This is a genomic window from Streptococcus sanguinis (assembly GCA_013378335.1).
Lineage (GTDB): Bacteria > Bacillota > Bacilli > Lactobacillales > Streptococcaceae > Streptococcus > Streptococcus sanguinis_I.
In genome coordinates this window covers 1,134,967-1,154,072 of sequence record CP040556.1, presented here as the reverse complement: position 1 = coordinate 1,154,072, position 19,106 = coordinate 1,134,967, and the positions used below count along the sequence as shown (strand labels likewise).

Genomic DNA, 19,106 nt, shown 5'->3' with positions numbered 1-19,106 from the left:
ACACTCCTTTATCTATTTAACTTTTAATTTCTCGATAACTTGTTTAAAATCTTCCGGCAAAGGACTGGCACAATCAACTTCCTGTCCGCTAAAAGGATTATAAAATTTCAAAGAATGACAGTGCAAAGCCTGACGCTCTATTCCGTGCTCCAAACTCCCTCCATAAAGGTCGTCACCCAAAAGCGGAAAGCCAATGTGTGAAAAGTGAACGCGGATTTGATGAGTCCGCCCAGTATGAAGATGGATATCCACCAGATAGACATCTCCAAATCGCTCTATGACCTTGTAACTGGTATGGGCGTACTTGCCATCGTCTGTCACGCGTCTCGTAATGATACTCTCAGGGTTGCGCCCTATCGGAGCAATAATCTCGCCTTGTTCTTCCAGGAGACCACTACCCCTAACCAGAGCGTAATAGCGCTTTTCTATCAGCTTCTTCTGCAGCTGCTTGTCCAATCTGGCATGAGCATAGCCATGCTTGGCAAAGAGCATGAGCCCACTTGTATCCTTATCCAGACGCGTCACGATATGCACCTGCTGGTTTTCATAGCCCTGACGAATATAGTAAGCCTTGACGAAATTAGCCATGGTATTGGAATGATTAACACTAGGTATACTGGCTACCCCCGCCGGCTTATCCAAAACCAAGAAATGTTCATCTTCGTAAATGACTGACAAGTCCTCATCAACAGCCTTCAGACTCTCAAATCCTTTTTCAGACGGGATGTCAATCGTCACCTTATCGCCAATATCCAAGAGATAAATAGCGTTCTGAGGCTGATGGTTGACGAGAATATTTCCGCCGGAAAATTTTATTTTAGCCAAGAGGCCTTTGGAAATTTCATGCCGCTTCAAAAAAGTCTTCACCTTGACATGTTGGTCGGCAATAAACTCAAACCTCATTCCTTGCACTCTCCAATAAAGGAGTCTCTGACACGATTCCAAAAGCTGGTATGGCTTGGTGAAGCCACAAAATGTATCTTATGATTGTCAATCTGATACTCAATACGGACAATATTTTTGAAAGAGAAAGTCTGATTATCAACTGCGATAGTGTGATAGTCACTGCGGGTCGGCACTAACTCAATCTTGTCTTTTTTTGGAACAATGACAGACGAACCCAACGTCCGATAAACCCGATTGTTGAGACTGGCAATTTCTGTCACTTGCAAGGCTTCAATCGTCGGATGCAATACCGCTCCACCCAGAGATTTATTATAGGCTGTACTGCCCGTCGGAGTTGAAACAGAAATCCCATCTCCTCGGAAACGCTCGAAATGAACCCGATTGATAATGACATCGGCTACCATAGTCCGATCAGAGCGCTTGATTGTTGCTTCGTTCAAAGCACGAATGATGCGTGTATCACCATTTTCAAAAGTAATTTTGACATTTAAAATTGGATAGGAAACCTGAGCACCAGAGTCTAATTTGAGATTTTCTACCAACTTATCTAGTTCAAAATCACGGTAGTCCGTATAGAAGCCGAGATGGCCTGTATGCACACCAACAAAGCGAACCCGATCCAGCTGTTCTTCATACATATGAAAAGCCGATAGCAACATGCCGTCACCACCCACCGAAATCACGATGTCGGGATTCTTAGGGGTTAAAATAAAGCCGTTCTGTTTCAGCTTTTGCTTCAAATCCTGATAAACTTGTTCGCTCTGTCTTTTCCGATTGCGGATAATCGCTATTTTTTTATCTGTATTCTTCATCTGTATCATCACTATTTCCCACACCGTCATTTAACTTGCGGTGAAGAGGGTCAAAGAGGGCCTGCGCCTCCTGGATAGCGTCACGGATAGCACCCATCTCCTCATCCAGCTGATAGGCTAGGTTAGCTGTGATTTCCAGGCGACATTTGATTTCCTCGGGAAATTCTCCTTTATACTTATAATTCAAAGAATGCTCGATCGTTGCCCAAAAATTCATCGAAAGGGTGCGAATCTGAATTTCAGCCAGAATAAGCCTATGACCATTAATCGTATCAACTGGATACTCTATAATCACATGGTAGCTCCGATAGCCACTGGCTTTTTTGTTTTTGATGTAATCCCGTTCCTGGACAATACGCATATCGGTCCGGTTTCGCAGGACTTCTAAAACTTCATCCACATCATCAACAAACTGGACCATGATCCGTAAGCCAGCGATATCCTGCATCTCCTGCTTGATATTTTCCTCACGAATGCCTCGCAGAATCATCTTTTCTTTAATGCTCTCAATCGGTTTGACACGCCCGGTCACAAACTCAATCGGGGAATGACGCTGCTGCTTGCGGTATTGCTTTCGCACCCCACGAAGCTTAATTTTCAGCTCTCCAACCGCTTGAATATAGGGGTCTAGAAAATCTTCCCATTCTATTGTCATACACTTACCTTGTCATATCATTATTTTTGTATAAAATAAACACAACTGTTATTATAACATAAATCGCTTTCAAACAAAAGCAAAGAAAAGGACTTGAAAATGAACCACTTAGAAATTGAATTCAAAACCATGCTGACAAAAGAAGAGCACGACCGTTTGCTCCAGTTGTTTGCAGACATCACTCCCGTTAGCCAGACCAACTACTACATCGAGTCAGATCAGCAGTCTATCCGTCACGCCCGCATGGCTTTTCGAGTACGAACTTTTAACCATCGCGAAGCTGAGCTGACACTCAAGATTCCTCAAGAAGTCGGAGCCTTGGAACTTAATCAGAACCTGACATCAGAAGAAACTGAAAATATTTTACAGTACAATACCTTTCCTGCTGGTGAGATTTTAGATACGCTGATTCAAAAAGGACTTCCCATTCAAGACTTAAAAGTTTTAGGTTCTCTAGAGACTATCCGCTATGAAAAAGAAGACGAAATCGGCCTCCTCGCTCTGGATGAGAGCCATTATTTTGGCAAAACAGACTTCGAACTTGAAGTCGAAGTTGAAAATTTTGAAAAAGGAAAAGAAAATTTCCTTGACTTCCTAAAACAGCACAAGATCGACTACAAGCCTGGCAAGAGCAAAATAGCAAGATTTTCTGAAAACTTGTAAATCCAAGACCACAAAATAGCTGAAATAATCTATTTTTTTTGGTAAAATAAAAGGTAGCAATTTAAAGCCTATTGAAAAATAAATTTCATAGAGCATTAAATATAAAAAGAGACAAAAAGAGGACGGTCCAACTCATGTCAGATAAAAAAAATATGAAGCTTTTTTCCCTCAACTCCAATCATTCCATAGCTGAAAAAATCGCTGAGGCTGCTGGGGTTCCTTTGGGTAAACTTTCCTCCCGCCAATTCTCGGATGGCGAGATTCAGATTAACATCGAAGAAAGTGTCCGTGGCTATGATATTTATATCATTCAGTCCACTAGCTTCCCTGTCAATAATCATTTGATGGAACTCTTGATTATGGTGGATGCCTGCAAGCGTGCCAGTGCTAATACAGTCAATGTTGTTATGCCTTATTTTGGTTACGCCCGTCAGGATCGGACAGCTGCTCCACGCGAGCCAATCACAGCTAAGCTGGTTGCCAACATGCTGGTCGGTGCTGGAGTAGATCGCGTGATTTCTCTGGATCTTCATGCGGTGCAGGTACAAGGTTTCTTTGATATCCCAGTCGACAACCTTTTCACTATTCCACTCTTTGCCAAACACTACTGCAATAAGAGACTAACTGGCGAAGATGTCGTTGTCGTCAGTCCTAAAAACTCTGGCGTCAAACGCGCTCGCAATCTTGCTGAGTATTTAGATTCTCCGATTGCAATTATTGATTATGGCGAAGACGAGGCAGGTCGCTCAGAGGGCTATATCATCGGTGATGTCGAAGGCAAGAAAGCAATTCTAGTTGACGATATTTTAAATACTGGCCGGACTTTCTCTGAAGCAGCTAAAATTGTCAGCCGCGAAGGAGCAGTCGAAATTTATGCCGTATCCAGTCATGGACTCTTTGCAGATAAAGCTGCAGAATTACTGGATAATTCTTCTATCAGGGAAATTCTTGTGACCGACTCTGTTGATACCAAAGAAAAAACACCTAAGAATCTCCACTACATTACAGCAAGTGAACTGATTGGTGATGCAATTGTCCGCATCCAAGAAAGAAGACCAGTCAGCCCACTCTTTGCCTATCAAAAGAAATAAGGTAATCGGAGTGATTTATTTAGATAATGCCGCCACAACTGCTTTATCGCCCGCTGCAATCCAAGCAATGACCAAGACTATGACCGTCTTTGGAAATCCTTCCAGTACGCACAGCCATGGTAGAGAAGCTAGTAAACTGCTCAGACAGGCGCGTGAAGATATTGCTCAAGCCCTGCATACTCAAAGCAATAAGATTCTTTTTACTTCAGGCGGCACTGAAAGCAATAATACTGCTATCAAAGGCTATGCCCTTCGTCACCAGAACCGAGGGAAGCATATTGTCACCACCGCTATTGAGCACCATGCTGTCTTAGAAGTGGTGGAGTACTTAGTAGATAAATTCGGCTTCGAAGCTACTTTTGTTCAGCCGGTGGATGGTCAGATTCGAGCGGAGGATATTAAGAAGGCTCTTAGACCTGATACTATTCTTGTATCTGTCATGGCAGTTAATAACGAAACAGGCGCCATGCTTCCCATTAAAGAAATTGGTGAATTACTGCAAGAACATCCTGCTGCTTTTCATGTTGATGCTGTCCAAGCAATTGGTAAACTTCCCATCTACCCTGAAGAGCTAGGGATTGACTTCCTCTCTGCCTCAGCTCATAAGTTTCATGGTCCCAAAGGCGTTGGCTTCCTTTATGCCGAGAAGATGGATTTTGACAATTTCATGCACGGTGGTGATCAGGAAGAAAAACACCGGGCCGGAACAGAAAATCTAATCTCTATCACAGGCATGGCGGCGGCTCTGTCAGAGAGCATGGAACATCTAGAGAAAAATTTAGAGCATGCACAAGACTTAAAAAACAGCTTACTTGCTGACTTATCGGACATTGACTTTTACTTAAATGAAAGTCAGCCAAGCTTGCCTTATGTCATCAATTTGGGATTTCCCAATCAAAAAAATGACCTGCTTCTGCTTCAAATGGATTTAAATGGATTTTCCATTTCAACAGGATCAGCCTGCACAGCCGGAGCTATACAACCCAGTCATGTCTTGCAGGCTATGTATGGCAAGGATTCCAATCGCTTGTATGAGTCCGTTCGTATCAGCACTTCGGACCAAACGACTTTGCAAGAGATTCAATCATTTACAAAGAAATTAAAAGAAATTTTAGGAGGATAAGATGGCCTTTCAAACATCTGTTAGCTTAGCAAACTGTGAATATACCTATTCGCTTCACCCAAATGTCAAGAAATTTACCCTGCGCGACAATACTTTCGCGGAAAGCAAGGTTGGCAACTATGAACTCTCTCGTCTGCTGGAATCTGTTCCCAACAGCGGAAATGGTTTTCTGCTGAAAATCATCGTCAATAAAGATTTGAATGGTTTTAAAATTAACATCACTGACAAATCAGGCCTGCGCTTGGTCAATATTTTCAAATCAGAAGATCATCACATTATCCAACAAAAATTTTATTTCTTGATGGACAGCTTGGTTGAAAGAAATATTTTTGAAAAGACACCACAAAAAGCAAGATTCTCGTAATTTTGCTTTTTGGGTTTTGATTCTTCAAAATTTAAACGAGCTTGACCTCTACTTGGAACGCTTGAAAATATCAAATGACTAATCGAACCCAAAGAAAGGATTAACGATGGTTGAACTGACCTATTTGGACTCATATAAGGTAAAACGAACACTAACCTATGAAGACTTTGACGAATTTCTTCTAGCCTTCTCTGGCTGCGTCACGGTTCCTGACTCGCTCAAGGTGCTTTCTGTTACTTATAAGGGACACCAGCTGCCTTTTACAGGGCTAATTGGGGACTTGTACCGCCAGATGTACCAGCTAGACCTGAGTCCCTACCAGGACTAGGTTTTTCAAGGCTACTATTCCCAGCAATTACTGATTTTCTTTTTTATAAATCAAACATTCTTAATTAGTTGATTTTTTCACAAACTTCCTATAAAATAGAGTTAGAAAGGTTGTGATTTTGTGAAAACTGAAAAAAATACTACAATTCCTCGAGCAACCGCTAAGAGACTGTCGCTCTACTATCGTATTTTTAAACGGTTTAATGCTGAGAAGATTGAGAAAGCCAACTCCAAGCAAATCGCTGAAGCTATTGGCATTGACTCTGCTACCGTCAGACGAGATTTTTCTTATTTCGGTGAACTTGGCCGTAGAGGATTTGGCTATGATGTCAAGAAATTGATGAACTTTTTTGCTGACCTCTTGAATGACAATGCTATCACCAATGTCATGATTGTTGGTGTCGGTAACATGGGGCGGGCTCTTCTGCACTATCGTTTTCATGAGCGCAATAAAATGAAGGTTGTAATGGCTTTCGACACAGATGACCATCCAGAAGTTGGCAGCACAACCAGCGATGGGATTCCTATCTATGGAATTTCCCAAATCAAAGAAAAAATACAGTCAGGAAATGTGCAAACTGCCATCCTAACTGTACCTAGCGTAAAAGCCCAAGAAGTTGCATCTATCTTAGTCCAAGCAGGTGTTAAAGGTATTCTCTGCTTCTCGCCAATAAATCTATCCCTACCTAAGGACGTGGTCGTTCAGTACGTTGACCTGACTAGCGAACTGCAGACTCTGCTCTACTTCATGAGAAAAAATGAACATTAATTTGAAAGAGGTATTAAACACTCAATGAGTAAACCAATTATTGGAATAACTGGAAATGAAAGAGAAATCCCAGATGATCACTTCATCCATATGAGCTATACGGCGACTGGATTCGTTGAGGGAGTCAAAGAAGTTGGCGGAATTCCAATGATTTTGCCAATCGGTGATGAAGAAATGGCAAAACAATATGTTTCCATTGTTGACAAATTAATCATCACAGGCGGCCAGAATGTATGCCCCCAGTTCTATGGAGAAGAAAAAGTCATTGACAGCGATGATTATCTACTCAAACGGGACATTTTTGAACTTGCTTTAATCAAGGAAGCTCGCCGTCAAAACAAACCAATCTTCACCGTCTGCCGCGGAACACAACTTTATAATGTCGCCCTAGGCGGAACTCTTCATCAAGACATTGAAGATCATTGGCAAGATAGCTCTGCTGAGTATACAACTCAAAGTATGGTGACCAAAAATGGCTCTATTCTGCACGAAATCTATGGCCCTGCATCTGAAATCAACTCCTTCCATCACCAAAGTATCAAGGATTTAGCGGCTGGCCTAGAAGTCATTGCTTATGATCCGCGCGATAAGATTATTGAAGCAATCACTTCTACTGACGGCAGTCCTTTTCTTGGTGTCCAATGGCACCCAGAGTTCTTGTTCGGCTCCAGAGAAGGAGACTTAGCCCTGTTTGATTATGTTGTCAATATTCTTTAAAAGCTTCTATTCCTAGATAAACTTCTGTTCTACACGAATAGAAGTTTTTTATATTCAAGTAAATCAAGTTATATCATATCTGTCTCTTCTCTGTAGCTATAGTAGTTAGACCTAGAAACAATCAGATGATCCAAAAGAACCAAGCCCATCATCTCACAAGCTTCTTTCATATGCTGGGTCACTTCATCATCGTTTCTGCTAGGAACGACTGAGCCTGATGGATGATTGTGTACCAGTATAATAGATGTCGCCAGGTGCTTGAGAGCGTAGTGGAGAATTTCTCTCGGCTCAGCAATGCTTCTGCTGACCGTCCCCATGAAAATAGTCTGCTGGTGCAAAATTTGATTTTGACTATTAAGATAAATAGCAACCAAGCACTCCTGCCTCATGTCTCCTAGCTCTTGCTGCATCTTCTGGGCTAATTTTTGACTGCCCATAATCTGCTCTTTCTGCAAAACCTCTGCTCGATTAATCCGTCGCCCCAATTCGATAATGGCCTGTAGCTCCACAGCCTTAATCGGACCGATTCCAGAAATAGTCTGCAATTCCTGCAGAGTTAAATACTTGAGATCGTTCAAACTGGAAATAGATGATAAAATTCTTTGAGAAACTTGAAAAACAGTTTCTTTTTTGTTACCTGTCCTTAGAAAGATTGATAGGAGCTCCTGGTTACTGAGTTTTTCAGCTCCTTCTCTCATTAAACGCTCCCGTGGCATGATGCTAATATCATCTTGAAATGAAATGCTATACATAGAAACCTCCTTACCTTATTATTCGGAAAAAGAGTTGAAATCGTCAAGAATAAATACAAAAAATAAAGATTGAAAATCTTTCGTCCAGAACAAATTTTAGATAAAAAAAAACACTCCAAAAGTTAGCGTTCTTCCTAACCTTTGGAGTAAAATGTCTTTAAGTTTTTTTGCCTTTAAATCTGCATTTGATTATAGGACTTACTGAAAGATTCAAGAACTTCCTTAGGAGCCTTGTCATACTCGACAGAGCCTTCTAATGTTCCTTTGACAATAGTCCGGTTGGTTGCCGCAGCATCCTCACAGGTAACCAAAGTAATCTCTGTAACGCCTTCAGTATCCTCAATCAAATCTGTTCGATCTGGAGTTACCGTTTCAACACTGGTGATTACATATGTATAGATTTGCTCTTTATCGGTGATATAGATCTTCATACCAGCCTTGGCACGATCCAGTGGGGAAAAGAGCATGTTACTAGCCCCTGTGATGCCAAAGACATGGTGGCTAGCCAAGGCATAATTTCCCTGTCCCATCTGCTGAGTCTCTTTCATCGTACCAGCACCATAATACAATCCAGCATTATCCAGCCCTTTGAAGATTGGCAAATTCATGGATACTTCTGGAATCGAGATGCCTCCGATAACGGGCAGTTGCTGGGCTTTCCACTGAGCATTGATGACCGCTTCTGTAGAAAGCGACTCTACCTTATTAAAATCAAAGCTAGTCTCGACATTTTTATTTTTATTAATAGAGTCTTTAGAAACCTTGCTAACCTGATATTGGTTGGTATGCCAGACCATAATCATGTTTCGGATTTGCGCATTAAAGATTAAGCCAAGAGCCACAATAATTAATAATGTCGCAACGATATTGATAAAAATATTTCTTTTGCTTTTTTGTTTTCTTTTTCGACTTCTTTTTCCTTGTACCATATAGAGGTCCTCTTTTACGATTCGTTTTCTTCCTCTGCTACATCTTCTTTGTCGTCTGCTTCGACGCTAGTAAAGGTGACAATCTGTGCATTTTGGTCCAGACGCATGACCTTAACCCCCATGGTTGAGCGGCCGGTCTGAGAAATATTAGCCACACTGGTCCGAATGATGACACCTGTATTGGTGATAATCATCAAATCTTCCTCGCCAGTAACGGTCATCAGACCAGCAAGAGGCCCGTTCTTATCAGTGATATTGGCTGTTTTAATCCCTTTACCGCCACGACCCTTGGTTGGGTACTCGCTAGCAAGAGTTCGCTTACCATAGCCTTTTTCGGTAATGACAAGCACTTCGTCTCCCTCAGCAATCACTCCAGCTCCAACGACCTGATCACCATCTCGAAGATTAACTCCGCGGACACCAGTCGCTATACGGCTCATGCTCCGAACAGCTGTCTCATTGAAGCGGACAGAATAACCAAACTTGGTACCGATGATAACGTCTGCAGCGCCGTCTGTCAGAAAGACATTGATTAACTCGTCTTCGTCTTTCAAATTCAAAGCCTTAAGACCGTTCTGACGAATATTAGCAAATTCCGTTACACTGGTCCGTTTGACCACCCCATGACGGGTAGTAAAGAAGAGATAGGAATCATCACTGCGGTCTTGCTGGACATTAATAATGGTCTGAATAGTCTCTCCTTCATCCAGCTTCAAGAGATTGACCACTGGCAAGCCCTTGGCTGTCCGGCCATACTCAGGAATTTCATATCCTTTGAGACGATAAACTCGGCCTTTATTGGTAAAGAAGAGCAGTCTATCGTGAGTACTCGTTGAAACCAGCTCTTTGACGAAGTCATCGTCTTTGACACCAGTTCCTTGAACACCGCGGCCACCACGTTTCTGAGCAGTGAATTCAGCTTGATTTAGTCGTTTGATATAGCCTTTATTAGACAGGGTAATCAAAACATCCGCTTCCTCAATCAAATCTTCATCTTCAAGAGAAAGAACTTCCCCCACCATCAGCTCAGTTCGGCGATCATCCGCAAATTTACGCTTGACCTCGTCTAACTCTTCCTTGATAATAGCGATAACTCGCTCTGGCTTAGCCAAAATATCAGCCAAATCCGCAATCAAAGCAATCAGCTCGTCGTATTCTGACTGAATCTTATCACGTTCCAAACCAGTCAGACGACGCAGACGCATGTCAAGGATAGCCTGACTCTGGCGCTCAGAAAGTTCAAACTTAGCCATCAATTCAGCTTGGGCTTCTGCGTCCGTCTCGCTATTACGGATAATGCGAATCACTTCATCAATGTGATCCAACGCAATCAGCAAACCAGCCAAGATGTGAGCTCGAGCTTCCGCCTTTTCTTTATCGAAGGCAGTCCGTCGAGTCACCACTTCTTTTTGGTGCTCAATGTAGGCCAACAAAATCTCACGCAGAGATAGAATCTTCGGCACACCATTTTGAATAGCCAGCATATTGAAGCTGAAATTGGTCTGCATCTGAGTCAGCTTGAAAAGGTTATTTAGAATGACATGTGCAGAGGCATCTCGACGAACCTCAATGACAAAACGAACTCCTTCACGGTTGGACTCATCACGAACAGCTGTGATACCGTCAATACGTTTTTCCTGCACCAGACGAACAATATGCTCATGAACCTTAGTCTTATTAACCATGTAAGGAAACTCGGTTACGACAATTCGCTCACGGCCATTTTTCATCTCCTCGATTTCAGTACGAGAACGAAGAACAATCGAACCTTTCCCTGTTTCATAAGCCCGGTGAATACCGGACTTGCCCATAACCAGTGCTCCTGTTGGAAAATCTGGTCCAGGCAGGACTTCCATGATGTCGCGAGTCGTTGCTTCCGGATTGTCCATAACAAGCTTAACTGCATCAATAGACTCACCAAGATTATGTGGTGGGATATTGGTCGCCATCCCAACCGCAATTCCTGTAGCTCCATTTACAAGCAGGTTAGGGAAGCGAGCAGGAAGGACTAAAGGCTCTCTCTCGCTGGCATCATAGTTATCGATATAATTGACCGTGTTTTTATTAATATCACGAAGCATCTCAAGAGCAATCTTACTCATACGTGCTTCTGTATAACGCTGGGCAGCGGCTCCGTCTCCGTCCATCGAACCAAAGTTTCCATGACCGTCTACTAGCATATAACGATAGCTCCACCATTGAGCCATCCGCACCATCGCTTCATAAATAGAGGAGTCACCATGCGGGTGATACTTACCCATGACATCCCCAGTGATACGAGCTGATTTCTTATGAGGCTTCTCAGGTGTCACGCCCAGCTCATTCATACCATAGAGAATCCGACGGTGAACTGGCTTGAGACCATCACGAACATCTGGAAGTGCCCGAGACACGATAACACTCATTGCGTAATCGATGAAACTAGTCTTCATTTCACTAGTCAGATTAACATTTACTAAGTTTCTGTCTTGCATTAAAAAATGCCTTTCTTTCATATTAAACTATCCTATATTATACCACATTTTCTTTAATTTTTCAGTATTTTGAACCATTTGTAAAAACGTTTACATCGCTAGATACACAAGTTGACCGTGACAAAATATGCCAAAAGTGGTAGAATGAATGTGTATGGGAAATCTTCCCTAAAAAAATAAGGAGATGTTTAGAAATGACTGCTACTAAACAACATAAAAAAGTCATCCTTGTCGGTGACGGTGCTGTAGGTTCATCTTACGCATTTGCTCTTGTAAACCAAGGTATCGCTCAAGAACTTGGTATCATTGAAATTCCTCAATTGTTCGAAAAAGCTGTTGGTGATGCGCTTGACCTTAGCCACGCGCTTGCTTTCACTTCACCGAAGAAAATCTACGCAGCTAAATACGAAGACTGTGCGGATGCTGACCTCGTAGTCATCACTGCAGGTGCCCCTCAAAAACCAGGTGAAACTCGTCTTGACCTTGTAGGTAAAAACCTTGCTATCAACAAATCAATCGTTGAACAAGTTGTTGCTTCAGGCTTTGATGGAATCTTCCTTGTGGCAGCTAACCCAGTAGACGTATTGACTTACTCTACATGGAAGTTCTCAGGATTCCCTAAAGAACGCGTTATTGGTTCAGGTACTTCACTTGACTCAGCTCGTTTCCGTCAAGCACTTGCTGAAAAACTTGATGTCGATGCTCGTTCAGTTCACGCTTACATCATGGGTGAACACGGTGACTCAGAGTTTGCGGTTTGGTCACACGCTAACATCGCCGGTGTAAACCTTGAAGAGTTCCTTAAGGATACCCAAAACGTTCAAGAAGCTGAATTGGTTGAGTTGTTCGAAGGTGTTCGTGATGCAGCTTACACAATCATCAACAAAAAAGGTGCTACATACTACGGTATCGCAGTAGCACTTGCTCGTATCACTAAAGCTATCCTTTACGATGAAAATGCAGTACTTCCATTGTCTGTATTCCAAGAAGGTCAATATGGTGTAAGCAACGTCTTTATCGGTCAACCTGCTATCGTAGGTGCACACGGTATCGTACGTCCAGTAAACATCCCATTGAACGATGCGGAACAACAAAAGATGCAAGCTTCTGCTAAAGAATTGAAAGCAATTATTGATGAAGCATGGAAGAATCCAGAATTCCAAGAAGCATCTAAAAACTAATTATAAAAAACATCTCCTGACAAAAGGGGATGTTTTTTTGTTGCTTTAAATGGATTTGTTAGCAAAAATTTCAAGCAAATAAGGAACAACGAGATCACTCTCTATGTCTTCTAAAGAAGAAATCCAGACAAAGTCTGTATGCTCTTCTGGATCCAATATAATATCACGATGCTCCACAATTCTGCCCCCATAAACTAAGCGTGTGAAAACACTATCTTTGCTAGCATCAAACTGACTATCTTCATGGATAATCTTATCAATCCGAAGCTTTTGATTAACTTCTTCCATAGCCTCACGTAGAGCCGCCTCTATAGGCAGTTCATTCTCTTCTACACTCCCACCAGGAATATCCCAATAGCTAGAATCCACATTAGTAAGACCTCGCTTTATTTTCGAGCGTTTGATAAGCAAATACCTCCCGTCTTTCTCGATCAAGGTATGGGCGATTAATTTTACTGTCATTGCATTTTCCTCAAAGAAAGAACAAAAAAGGACTCCAAGGAGCCCAGTCTTAAGTCATCCACCCTGAGAGAATCGAACTCCCATCTCAAGAACCGGAATCTTGCGTGATATCCATTACACTAAGGGTGGCAACTAATTCATTATAACTGATTTTCTCTGAAAATACAAGTGAAAATCAGAAAAAGAAGTTGAGAAATCTCAACTTCTTTTATCTAATTACAATTCAATATCGCCAAACAAATCAGCCATTGAGAATCCAGTTTGAGTTTCTGGAAGTTCAAAGTCACGTTTTTCTTGACGTTTTGGACGACGAGGACGTGATTGACGTTTCTCATCTTTTTGTCCTTCTTCTTGAGCTGGACGTTCTTCAAGAGCCTTGATAGAAAGTGATACACGCTCAGCAGCAGCATTCACTTCAAGAACCTTAACAGTCACTTCTTGACCAACCTTAAGGGCATCCTTAGGGCTTTCAACACGTTTGTGTGAAATTTGTGAGATGTGAACCAATCCATCAATACCCGGCAATACTTCAACGAAAGCACCGAAATCAGTCAAACGTTTTACAGTTCCTTCAATCACATCGCCTGCAGCAAGTTTTTGCTCAACGCCATCCCATGGTCCAGGTGTTGTTGCTTTAAGAGAGAGGGATACGCGTCCTTCTTCTTCGTTCAAGTCAAGAACTTTCACTTCAATTTCATCACCAACTGATACAACAGACTTAGGCGATACATTGCGCTCATGTGACAATTCAGTCAAATGAACCAATCCGTCAACTCCGCCAAGGTCAATGAACGCACCGAAGCTAGTGATACGAGCAACTTTACCAGTTACAACATCACCAACATTCAACTTACCAAAGACTTCAGCACGTGCTGCTGCAGCTTCAGCTTCTACAACTTCACGACGAGAAAGGATGAAGCGGTTTTCTTTTGGATCTACTTCTTTAATCTTAGCATCAAACTCTTGACCTACAAAACGCTCAGTGTTGCGAACGAAACGAGTATCAAGCATTGAAGCAGGGATAAATCCACGAAGTCCTTCAAACTCAACTGAAAGTCCACCTTTAACAGCACGAGTGCCCTTAACAGTGACAACTTCTTCTTCACGACCAACCAATTTGTCCCAAGCTTTGCGAGCTTCCAAACGTTTTTTAGATACCAGGTAAGTTACTGTATCTGTATCTTTACCTACTACTTGACGAAGAACAAGCAATTCAAGTGTTTCACCTGGTTTTACAAGGTCGTTGATATCAGCGTCGCGGTCGTTTGTCAACTCACGAAGAGTCAAAACACCCTCAACACCAGTTCCAGCGATTGCAACATTAGCTTGGTTAGCGTCAACAGTCAATACTTCAGCAGTAACGACGTCACCTGGCTCAACTTGGCTAACACTGTTTAGCAAATCTTCAAATTCATTCATCTAAAAAAATCCTCCAACAATCAAGCTTTCGCTTGACATACTACTTATTTATTTTCCTAAGCACCCGCAAATGACATTGATCTATCGTTAACGATTTCCATCCTATAAAGAAATAAAACACCTGAAGACATTTTATTATTTTATCAGATCTATTACCTAAGAACTGGGGTAGCTGGATTCGAACCAACGCATGAGGGAGTCAAAGTCCCTTGCCTTACCGCTTGGCTATACCCCATTAATATAAAGAATGGAGAGAGAGGGATTCGAACCCCCGAACCCGAAGGAGCGGATTTACAGTCCGCCGCGTTTAGCCTCTTCGCTATCTCTCCGACAATCAACGCTATCTATTATAACATTGATACAATGAAAATGCAAGCCCTATTTGCTTAAATTATAGGTTTCAATCAAAGTTTCCACAGCTCTTTCAAGTTTTTTATAAAAACTTTCAGCATTTCCATTTTTGATGATTGCAAACTGGCCATCTAGTTCGGCAATCTCGCCGATAACCTTCTTGCCAATAGCAAGACTATAACCATCAAATTGGTCTGCTCCGACCTTCACTTTGCTGTCTGTGATTTGAATTTCAATCTTTTTGTCTTTTTTACTCATAACTTACCTCTTTCAAATTCCTATTGTACACGAAAAAAACTGACTTCGCAAGCTATCTTAGGCTAGAATCACAGAAAAACTGCCCAATCAAGGACAGTTTTTAGATTATACTTTTACAATCCAACCTTCTGGTGCTTCAACATCACCGAATTGGATACCAGTCAATTCGTCATACAGCTTGCGAGTGACTGGGCCAACTTCTGTTTCGCTATAAAAGACATGGAAATCTTCGCCGTGCTGGATACCACCGATAGGTGATATAACTGCAGCTGTTCCGCAAGCTCCCGCTTCAGTGAATTTACCCAAGTCTGCCAGAGGAACATCACCCTCAATCGGTTTGAGTCCTAGTCTATGCTCCGCCAGATAAAGCAAAGAGTACTTGGTGATGGATGGCAAGATTGAGGGACTGAGCGGTGTTACAAACTCATCATCCTTGGTGATACCAAAGAAGTTGGCTGACCCTACTTCTTCAATCTTGGTATGGGTTGCTGGATCCAGATAAATCACATCAGAGAAATGCTTATCCTTAGCAATCTTTCCTGGTAATAAACTGGCAGCGTAATTGCCTCCTACTTTAGCTGCACCAGTTCCGTGCGGTGCCGCGCGATCATAGTCATCTGAGACAATGAAGTTAGTCGGAGTCAGACCGCCTTTGAAGTAATTGCCGACTGGCATTACAAAGATTGTAAAAATGTATTCTTCAGCTGGTTTCACTCCGATAATGTCACCGACTCCAATCAAGAGAGGTCGAATATAAAGGGTTCCGCCTGTTCCATAAGGTGGTACATATTCTTCATTAGCTCGGACAACTTGCTTGACTGCTTCCACAAACATTTCTGTAGAAACCTGCGGCATGAGCAAGCGGTCAGCTGTCCGCTGCAGACGTTCCGCATTTTTATCCGGACGAAAGAGCTGAATGCTGCCGTCTTTAGTTCGATAAGCCTTCAGACCCTCAAAAGCCTGCTGACCGTAGTGAAGGCAAGGAGACGACTCAGAAATATGGAGCGTAGCGTCCTCAGTTAGGGTTCCTTCTTCCCACTGGCCATTGCGATAGTAAGCTAAATAGCGATAAGGTAGTTTCATATATGAGAATCCTAGATTTTCCCAGTCAAGATTTACAGTCATGGTCTTTCTCCTCTTCTTCCAAACTTCATTTTTAGATACTCCCTATTTTACACCTTTTTAAGATATTTTCAAGTATTATTTTCAATTTTCAGAAAATTTTGTTATTCAATCTTTTGTGCCACTATCAAACTTTTAGAAATTGAAAAAACCAGCTCCTGCGAACTGGTTTGATGATTATTTAATGTAAGCTGAGAAGACTTCTTCGTCTGATATGGTATCAGAAATGAAGCTGCCATTGCTAGTTCGCTCGGACAGGCTAAGATCAGCCAGATTGATTTCATAAGCAGTGCCTTTATTGGAAAGCACCTGCAAAATCTGCTCCTCACTGGCTTCTGTTTCTGTTGTAAAGAGATCAAAGTCCAGTGCTTCGCTATAAACTGGTCCAGCTGCAAAGACACGATGCGGTTTGGTCTTAAGCTCTCTCAGAACTTGAAGACCACGATTTGCCCGACTGGTAACAGGAATATCTGCGACTGCCATACGCTTGAGCGAACCTCGCTGAGTCAGGAGGTAAAGTGAGTCTGTATTGGCGATAAAGGCTGCCGCTAGGACATCGTCCTTCTTGAGGTTGATGGCTTTAACCCCAGCTGCCTTAGCTCCGATGACAGGAACTTCCTCAATATTGAAGCGCAGTGCATAGCCATTCTTGGTCACGAGCATAACATCATCCAGCTTAATCGGCGCCAGAGCAATAACCTGATCTTCTTCATTTTTTAGTTTAGCAAACTTGAGCGACTTAGACTTGTAGGTCCGCCAAGGACTGAACTCCTTGCGCTCTACACGCTTGATTTGACCTAACTTGGTCGCTGCAAAGTAAGTGCCCTCCTCAAAGCTATCCAGCAATTCTGTATAGATAACCTCTTCCTTGGTATCAAAGTTGCTGATAGTCTGGCTGAGGTGTTCTCCGATTTCTTTCCAGCGGATGTCTGACAGCTCATGAACAGGCCGGTAAATGACATTTCCAAGACTCGTAAAGATCAGCAAGTGCTGGGTTGTCTTGGCCGGACTAACAAAAATCAGTCGGTCATCGTCACGCTTGCCCATCTCTTCTAGGGTCGACGCCGAGAAAGAACGCGGACTTGTCCGCTTGATATAACCAGAACGAGTCACGCTGACATAGGTCTCTTCCTCAACGATGAGACTAGCTGTATCAATCTCGATGGCGTTTGCCGTATCCTGCAGCTCGCTGAGACGCGGATTGCCAAACTTCTTCTTGACATCGCGGAGCTCACGCTTCATAAGATTATACATGGTGCGCTCATCGCCGATAATGGCTGCCAGCATCGCAATCTTCTCGCGTAGCTCTGCTTCTTCCTCTTCCAGAACCACTACGTCTGTATTGGTCAAACGGTAGAGTTGGAGAGTGACGATAGCTTCAGCCTGCTCCTCAGTGAAATCATAGCTGACTTTAAGATTTTCCTTGGCGTCTGCTTTGTTTTCTGATGCACGAATCAGGGCAATTACCTCGTCCAAGATGGAAAGCACCCGAATCAGTCCTTCCACGATATGAAGCCGTTTCTCAGCCTTGGCCTTGTCAAACCGGCTGCGAGCCAGAATGATCTCCTTGCGGTGGGCAATATAACTGGTCAAGATTGGTACAATTCCCACCAAACGAGGCGTAAAATTGTCAATAGCCACCATGTTGAAATTGTAATTGACTTGCAAATCAGTGTACTTAAAGAGATAGTTGAGAATCAGCTCAGTATTGGCATCTTTCTTGAGCTCGATGGCAATCCGAAGACCGTCACGATCGGATTCGTCCCGCACCTCGGCAATGCCAGCCACCTTATTGTTGACCCGCACATCGTCAATCTTCTTGACCAAGACAGCTTTATTAATCTCGTAAGGAATCTCGGTGATGACGATTTGCTCTTTGCCGCCCTTCAGCTTTTCAATCTCAGTTCTAGAGCGCACCACGACGCGACCTTTACCAGTCTCGTAGGCTTTCTTGATCTCATCACGGCCTTGGACAATGGCTCCTGTCGGGAAGTCTGGACCAGGCAGAAACTCCATGAGTTTGTCCACCTTGGCCGACGGATGGTCAATCATATAGATGACCGCGTCAATGACTTCGGCTAGATTATGAGGTGGAATATCAGTCGCATAACCAGCAGAAATCCCAGTTGCTCCATTGACCAAGAGATTAGGAAAGGCTGCCGGCAGAACAGTTGGCTCCTTCTCGGTATCGTCAAAGTTCCATGCAAAAGGAACGGTATCTTTCTCGATATCCTGCAAAAGATAGCCAGCCATCTCAGACAGGCGCGCCTCAGTATAACGCATAGCTGCCGGTGGATCACCGTCCATGGAACCATTGTTACCGTGCATCTCAACGAGAATCTCACGATTTTTCCAATCCTGAGACATACGAACCATGGCATCGTAGATGGAGCTGTCGCCGTGGGGGTGGAAATTCCCCATGATGTTCCCGACAGACTTGGCAGACTTGCGGTAGCCCTTGTCAAAAGTGTTGCCGTCCTTGTTCATCGAATAAAGAATACGGCGCTGAACAGGCTTCAAGCCATCGCGAATGTCCGGCAAGGCCCGCTCCTGAATGATGTATTTGGAGTAGCGACCAAAGCGCTCTCCCATGATGTCCTCAAGGGACATGTTTTGAATGTTACTCATAAGATACAAAGGGACGTTTCGGCTTGCCGAAAATTTCTGTAGAAAAATAGGAAATCGATGCAGGGTTCGATGAACCCCAAGCGATTTATCTTTTTTCCTAAGT

At 42.9% G+C, this 19,106-nt stretch carries 19 protein-coding genes and 3 tRNA genes; 8 read left to right on the top strand and 14 right to left on the bottom strand.

Annotated elements, in window-relative coordinates; genetic code table 11:
* Positions 1-12: 12 nt before the first annotated feature.
* Genes FFV08_06145 through FFV08_06135 form a run of 3 tightly spaced genes read right to left on the bottom strand, consistent with a single transcriptional unit; the run spans position 13 to position 2,373 of the window.
* Positions 13-903 (bottom strand): RluA family pseudouridine synthase, encoded by an 891-nt coding sequence (locus FFV08_06145; GenBank protein QLB52242.1) that lies wholly within the window; start codon positions 901-903, stop codon positions 13-15.
* Positions 900-1,748 (bottom strand): NAD kinase, encoded by an 849-nt coding sequence (locus FFV08_06140; protein ID QLB52241.1) that lies wholly within the window; start codon positions 1,746-1,748, stop codon positions 900-902. The genes FFV08_06145 and FFV08_06140 overlap by 4 nt, the downstream gene beginning before the upstream one ends.
* Positions 1,702-2,373, bottom strand: a complete 672-nt coding sequence (locus tag FFV08_06135) for a GTP pyrophosphokinase family protein (protein QLB52240.1) — start codon at positions 2,371-2,373, stop codon at positions 1,702-1,704. Before FFV08_06135 ends, FFV08_06140 begins: the two co-directional genes overlap by 47 nt.
* A gap of 93 nt (positions 2,374-2,466) precedes the next feature.
* On the opposite strand from FFV08_06135, the gene FFV08_06130 reads away from it, so the two are divergent.
* The 7 genes from FFV08_06130 (at position 2,467) to FFV08_06100 (ending at position 7,427) form a co-directional block, all read left to right on the top strand.
* Positions 2,467-3,036, top strand: a complete 570-nt coding sequence (locus FFV08_06130; GenBank protein ID QLB52239.1) for a CYTH domain-containing protein — start codon at positions 2,467-2,469, stop codon at positions 3,034-3,036.
* Positions 3,037-3,170: 134 nt separating this feature from the next.
* Positions 3,171-4,127 carry a ribose-phosphate diphosphokinase gene (locus tag FFV08_06125; GenBank protein QLB52238.1) on the top strand — a complete coding sequence of 319 codons (957 nt, stop codon included), beginning with the start codon at positions 3,171-3,173 and terminating at the stop codon, positions 4,125-4,127.
* Positions 4,060-5,250 carry a cysteine desulfurase gene (locus FFV08_06120; GenBank protein ID QLB52237.1) on the top strand — a complete coding sequence of 397 codons (1,191 nt, stop codon included), beginning with the start codon at positions 4,060-4,062 and terminating at the stop codon, positions 5,248-5,250. The genes FFV08_06125 and FFV08_06120 overlap by 68 nt, the downstream gene beginning before the upstream one ends.
* Before the next feature lies 1 nt (position 5,251).
* Entirely contained in the window at positions 5,252-5,614 is a 363-nt protein-coding gene (locus FFV08_06115) for a cysteine desulfurase (protein QLB52236.1), read from the top strand.
* A 106-nt stretch (positions 5,615-5,720) separates the two neighbouring features.
* Positions 5,721-5,942 carry a DUF4649 family protein gene (locus FFV08_06110; GenBank protein QLB52235.1) on the top strand — a complete coding sequence of 74 codons (222 nt, stop codon included), beginning with the start codon at positions 5,721-5,723 and terminating at the stop codon, positions 5,940-5,942.
* A gap of 120 nt (positions 5,943-6,062) precedes the next feature.
* A complete protein-coding gene (locus FFV08_06105) occupies positions 6,063-6,710 on the top strand; it encodes a redox-sensing transcriptional repressor Rex (GenBank protein ID QLB52234.1) in 648 nt (215 codons plus the stop codon).
* 24 nt (positions 6,711-6,734) lie between these two features.
* Complete coding sequence (locus FFV08_06100) at positions 6,735-7,427, top strand: gamma-glutamyl-gamma-aminobutyrate hydrolase family protein (protein ID QLB52233.1); 693 nt, start codon at positions 6,735-6,737, stop codon at positions 7,425-7,427.
* A 68-nt stretch (positions 7,428-7,495) separates the two neighbouring features.
* On the opposite strand, the gene FFV08_06095 is transcribed toward FFV08_06100, so the two are convergent.
* The 3 genes from FFV08_06095 to gyrA all read right to left on the bottom strand — a co-directional run bounded on the left by FFV08_06095 (position 7,496) and on the right by gyrA (position 11,603).
* Positions 7,496-8,179 (bottom strand): JAB domain-containing protein, encoded by a 684-nt coding sequence (locus FFV08_06095; protein ID QLB52232.1) that lies wholly within the window; start codon positions 8,177-8,179, stop codon positions 7,496-7,498.
* A gap of 173 nt (positions 8,180-8,352) precedes the next feature.
* Complete coding sequence (locus FFV08_06090; GenBank protein ID QLB52231.1) at positions 8,353-9,108, bottom strand: class A sortase; 756 nt, start codon at positions 9,106-9,108, stop codon at positions 8,353-8,355.
* 14 nt (positions 9,109-9,122) lie between these two features.
* Complete coding sequence (gene gyrA / locus FFV08_06085; protein QLB52230.1) at positions 9,123-11,603, bottom strand: DNA gyrase subunit A; 2,481 nt, start codon at positions 11,601-11,603, stop codon at positions 9,123-9,125.
* A gap of 173 nt (positions 11,604-11,776) precedes the next feature.
* On the opposite strand from gyrA, the gene FFV08_06080 reads away from it, so the two are divergent.
* Positions 11,777-12,763 carry an L-lactate dehydrogenase gene (locus FFV08_06080; protein ID QLB52229.1) on the top strand — a complete coding sequence of 329 codons (987 nt, stop codon included), beginning with the start codon at positions 11,777-11,779 and terminating at the stop codon, positions 12,761-12,763.
* Between the two features lie 45 nt (positions 12,764-12,808).
* Here FFV08_06080 and FFV08_06075 read toward each other — a convergent pair whose 3' ends face one another.
* The 8 genes from FFV08_06075 to parC all read right to left on the bottom strand — a co-directional run bounded on the left by FFV08_06075 (position 12,809) and on the right by parC (position 19,003).
* The gene (locus FFV08_06075) at positions 12,809-13,225 is read right to left on the bottom strand and encodes an NUDIX hydrolase (protein ID QLB52228.1); all 417 of its coding nucleotides are present in this window, start codon (positions 13,223-13,225) and stop codon (positions 12,809-12,811) included.
* A gap of 57 nt (positions 13,226-13,282) precedes the next feature.
* A tRNA-Arg gene (locus FFV08_06070) sits at positions 13,283-13,354 on the bottom strand.
* A gap of 87 nt (positions 13,355-13,441) precedes the next feature.
* Positions 13,442-14,644 (bottom strand): 30S ribosomal protein S1, encoded by a 1,203-nt coding sequence (gene rpsA, locus FFV08_06065; protein QLB52227.1) that lies wholly within the window; start codon positions 14,642-14,644, stop codon positions 13,442-13,444.
* A 163-nt stretch (positions 14,645-14,807) separates the two neighbouring features.
* Positions 14,808-14,879: transfer RNA gene (locus FFV08_06060), tRNA-Gln, on the bottom strand.
* A 13-nt stretch (positions 14,880-14,892) separates the two neighbouring features.
* Positions 14,893-14,973, bottom strand: a tRNA-Tyr gene (locus FFV08_06055).
* Positions 14,974-15,022: 49 nt separating this feature from the next.
* Positions 15,023-15,253 carry a DUF2969 domain-containing protein gene (locus FFV08_06050; GenBank protein ID QLB52226.1) on the bottom strand — a complete coding sequence of 77 codons (231 nt, stop codon included), beginning with the start codon at positions 15,251-15,253 and terminating at the stop codon, positions 15,023-15,025.
* A 105-nt stretch (positions 15,254-15,358) separates the two neighbouring features.
* The gene (locus FFV08_06045) at positions 15,359-16,378 is read right to left on the bottom strand and encodes a branched-chain amino acid aminotransferase (protein ID QLB52225.1); all 1,020 of its coding nucleotides are present in this window, start codon (positions 16,376-16,378) and stop codon (positions 15,359-15,361) included.
* 174 nt (positions 16,379-16,552) lie between these two features.
* Entirely contained in the window at positions 16,553-19,003 is a 2,451-nt protein-coding gene (gene parC / locus FFV08_06040; protein ID QLB52224.1) for a DNA topoisomerase IV subunit A, read from the bottom strand.
* Positions 19,004-19,106 lie beyond the last annotated feature (103 nt).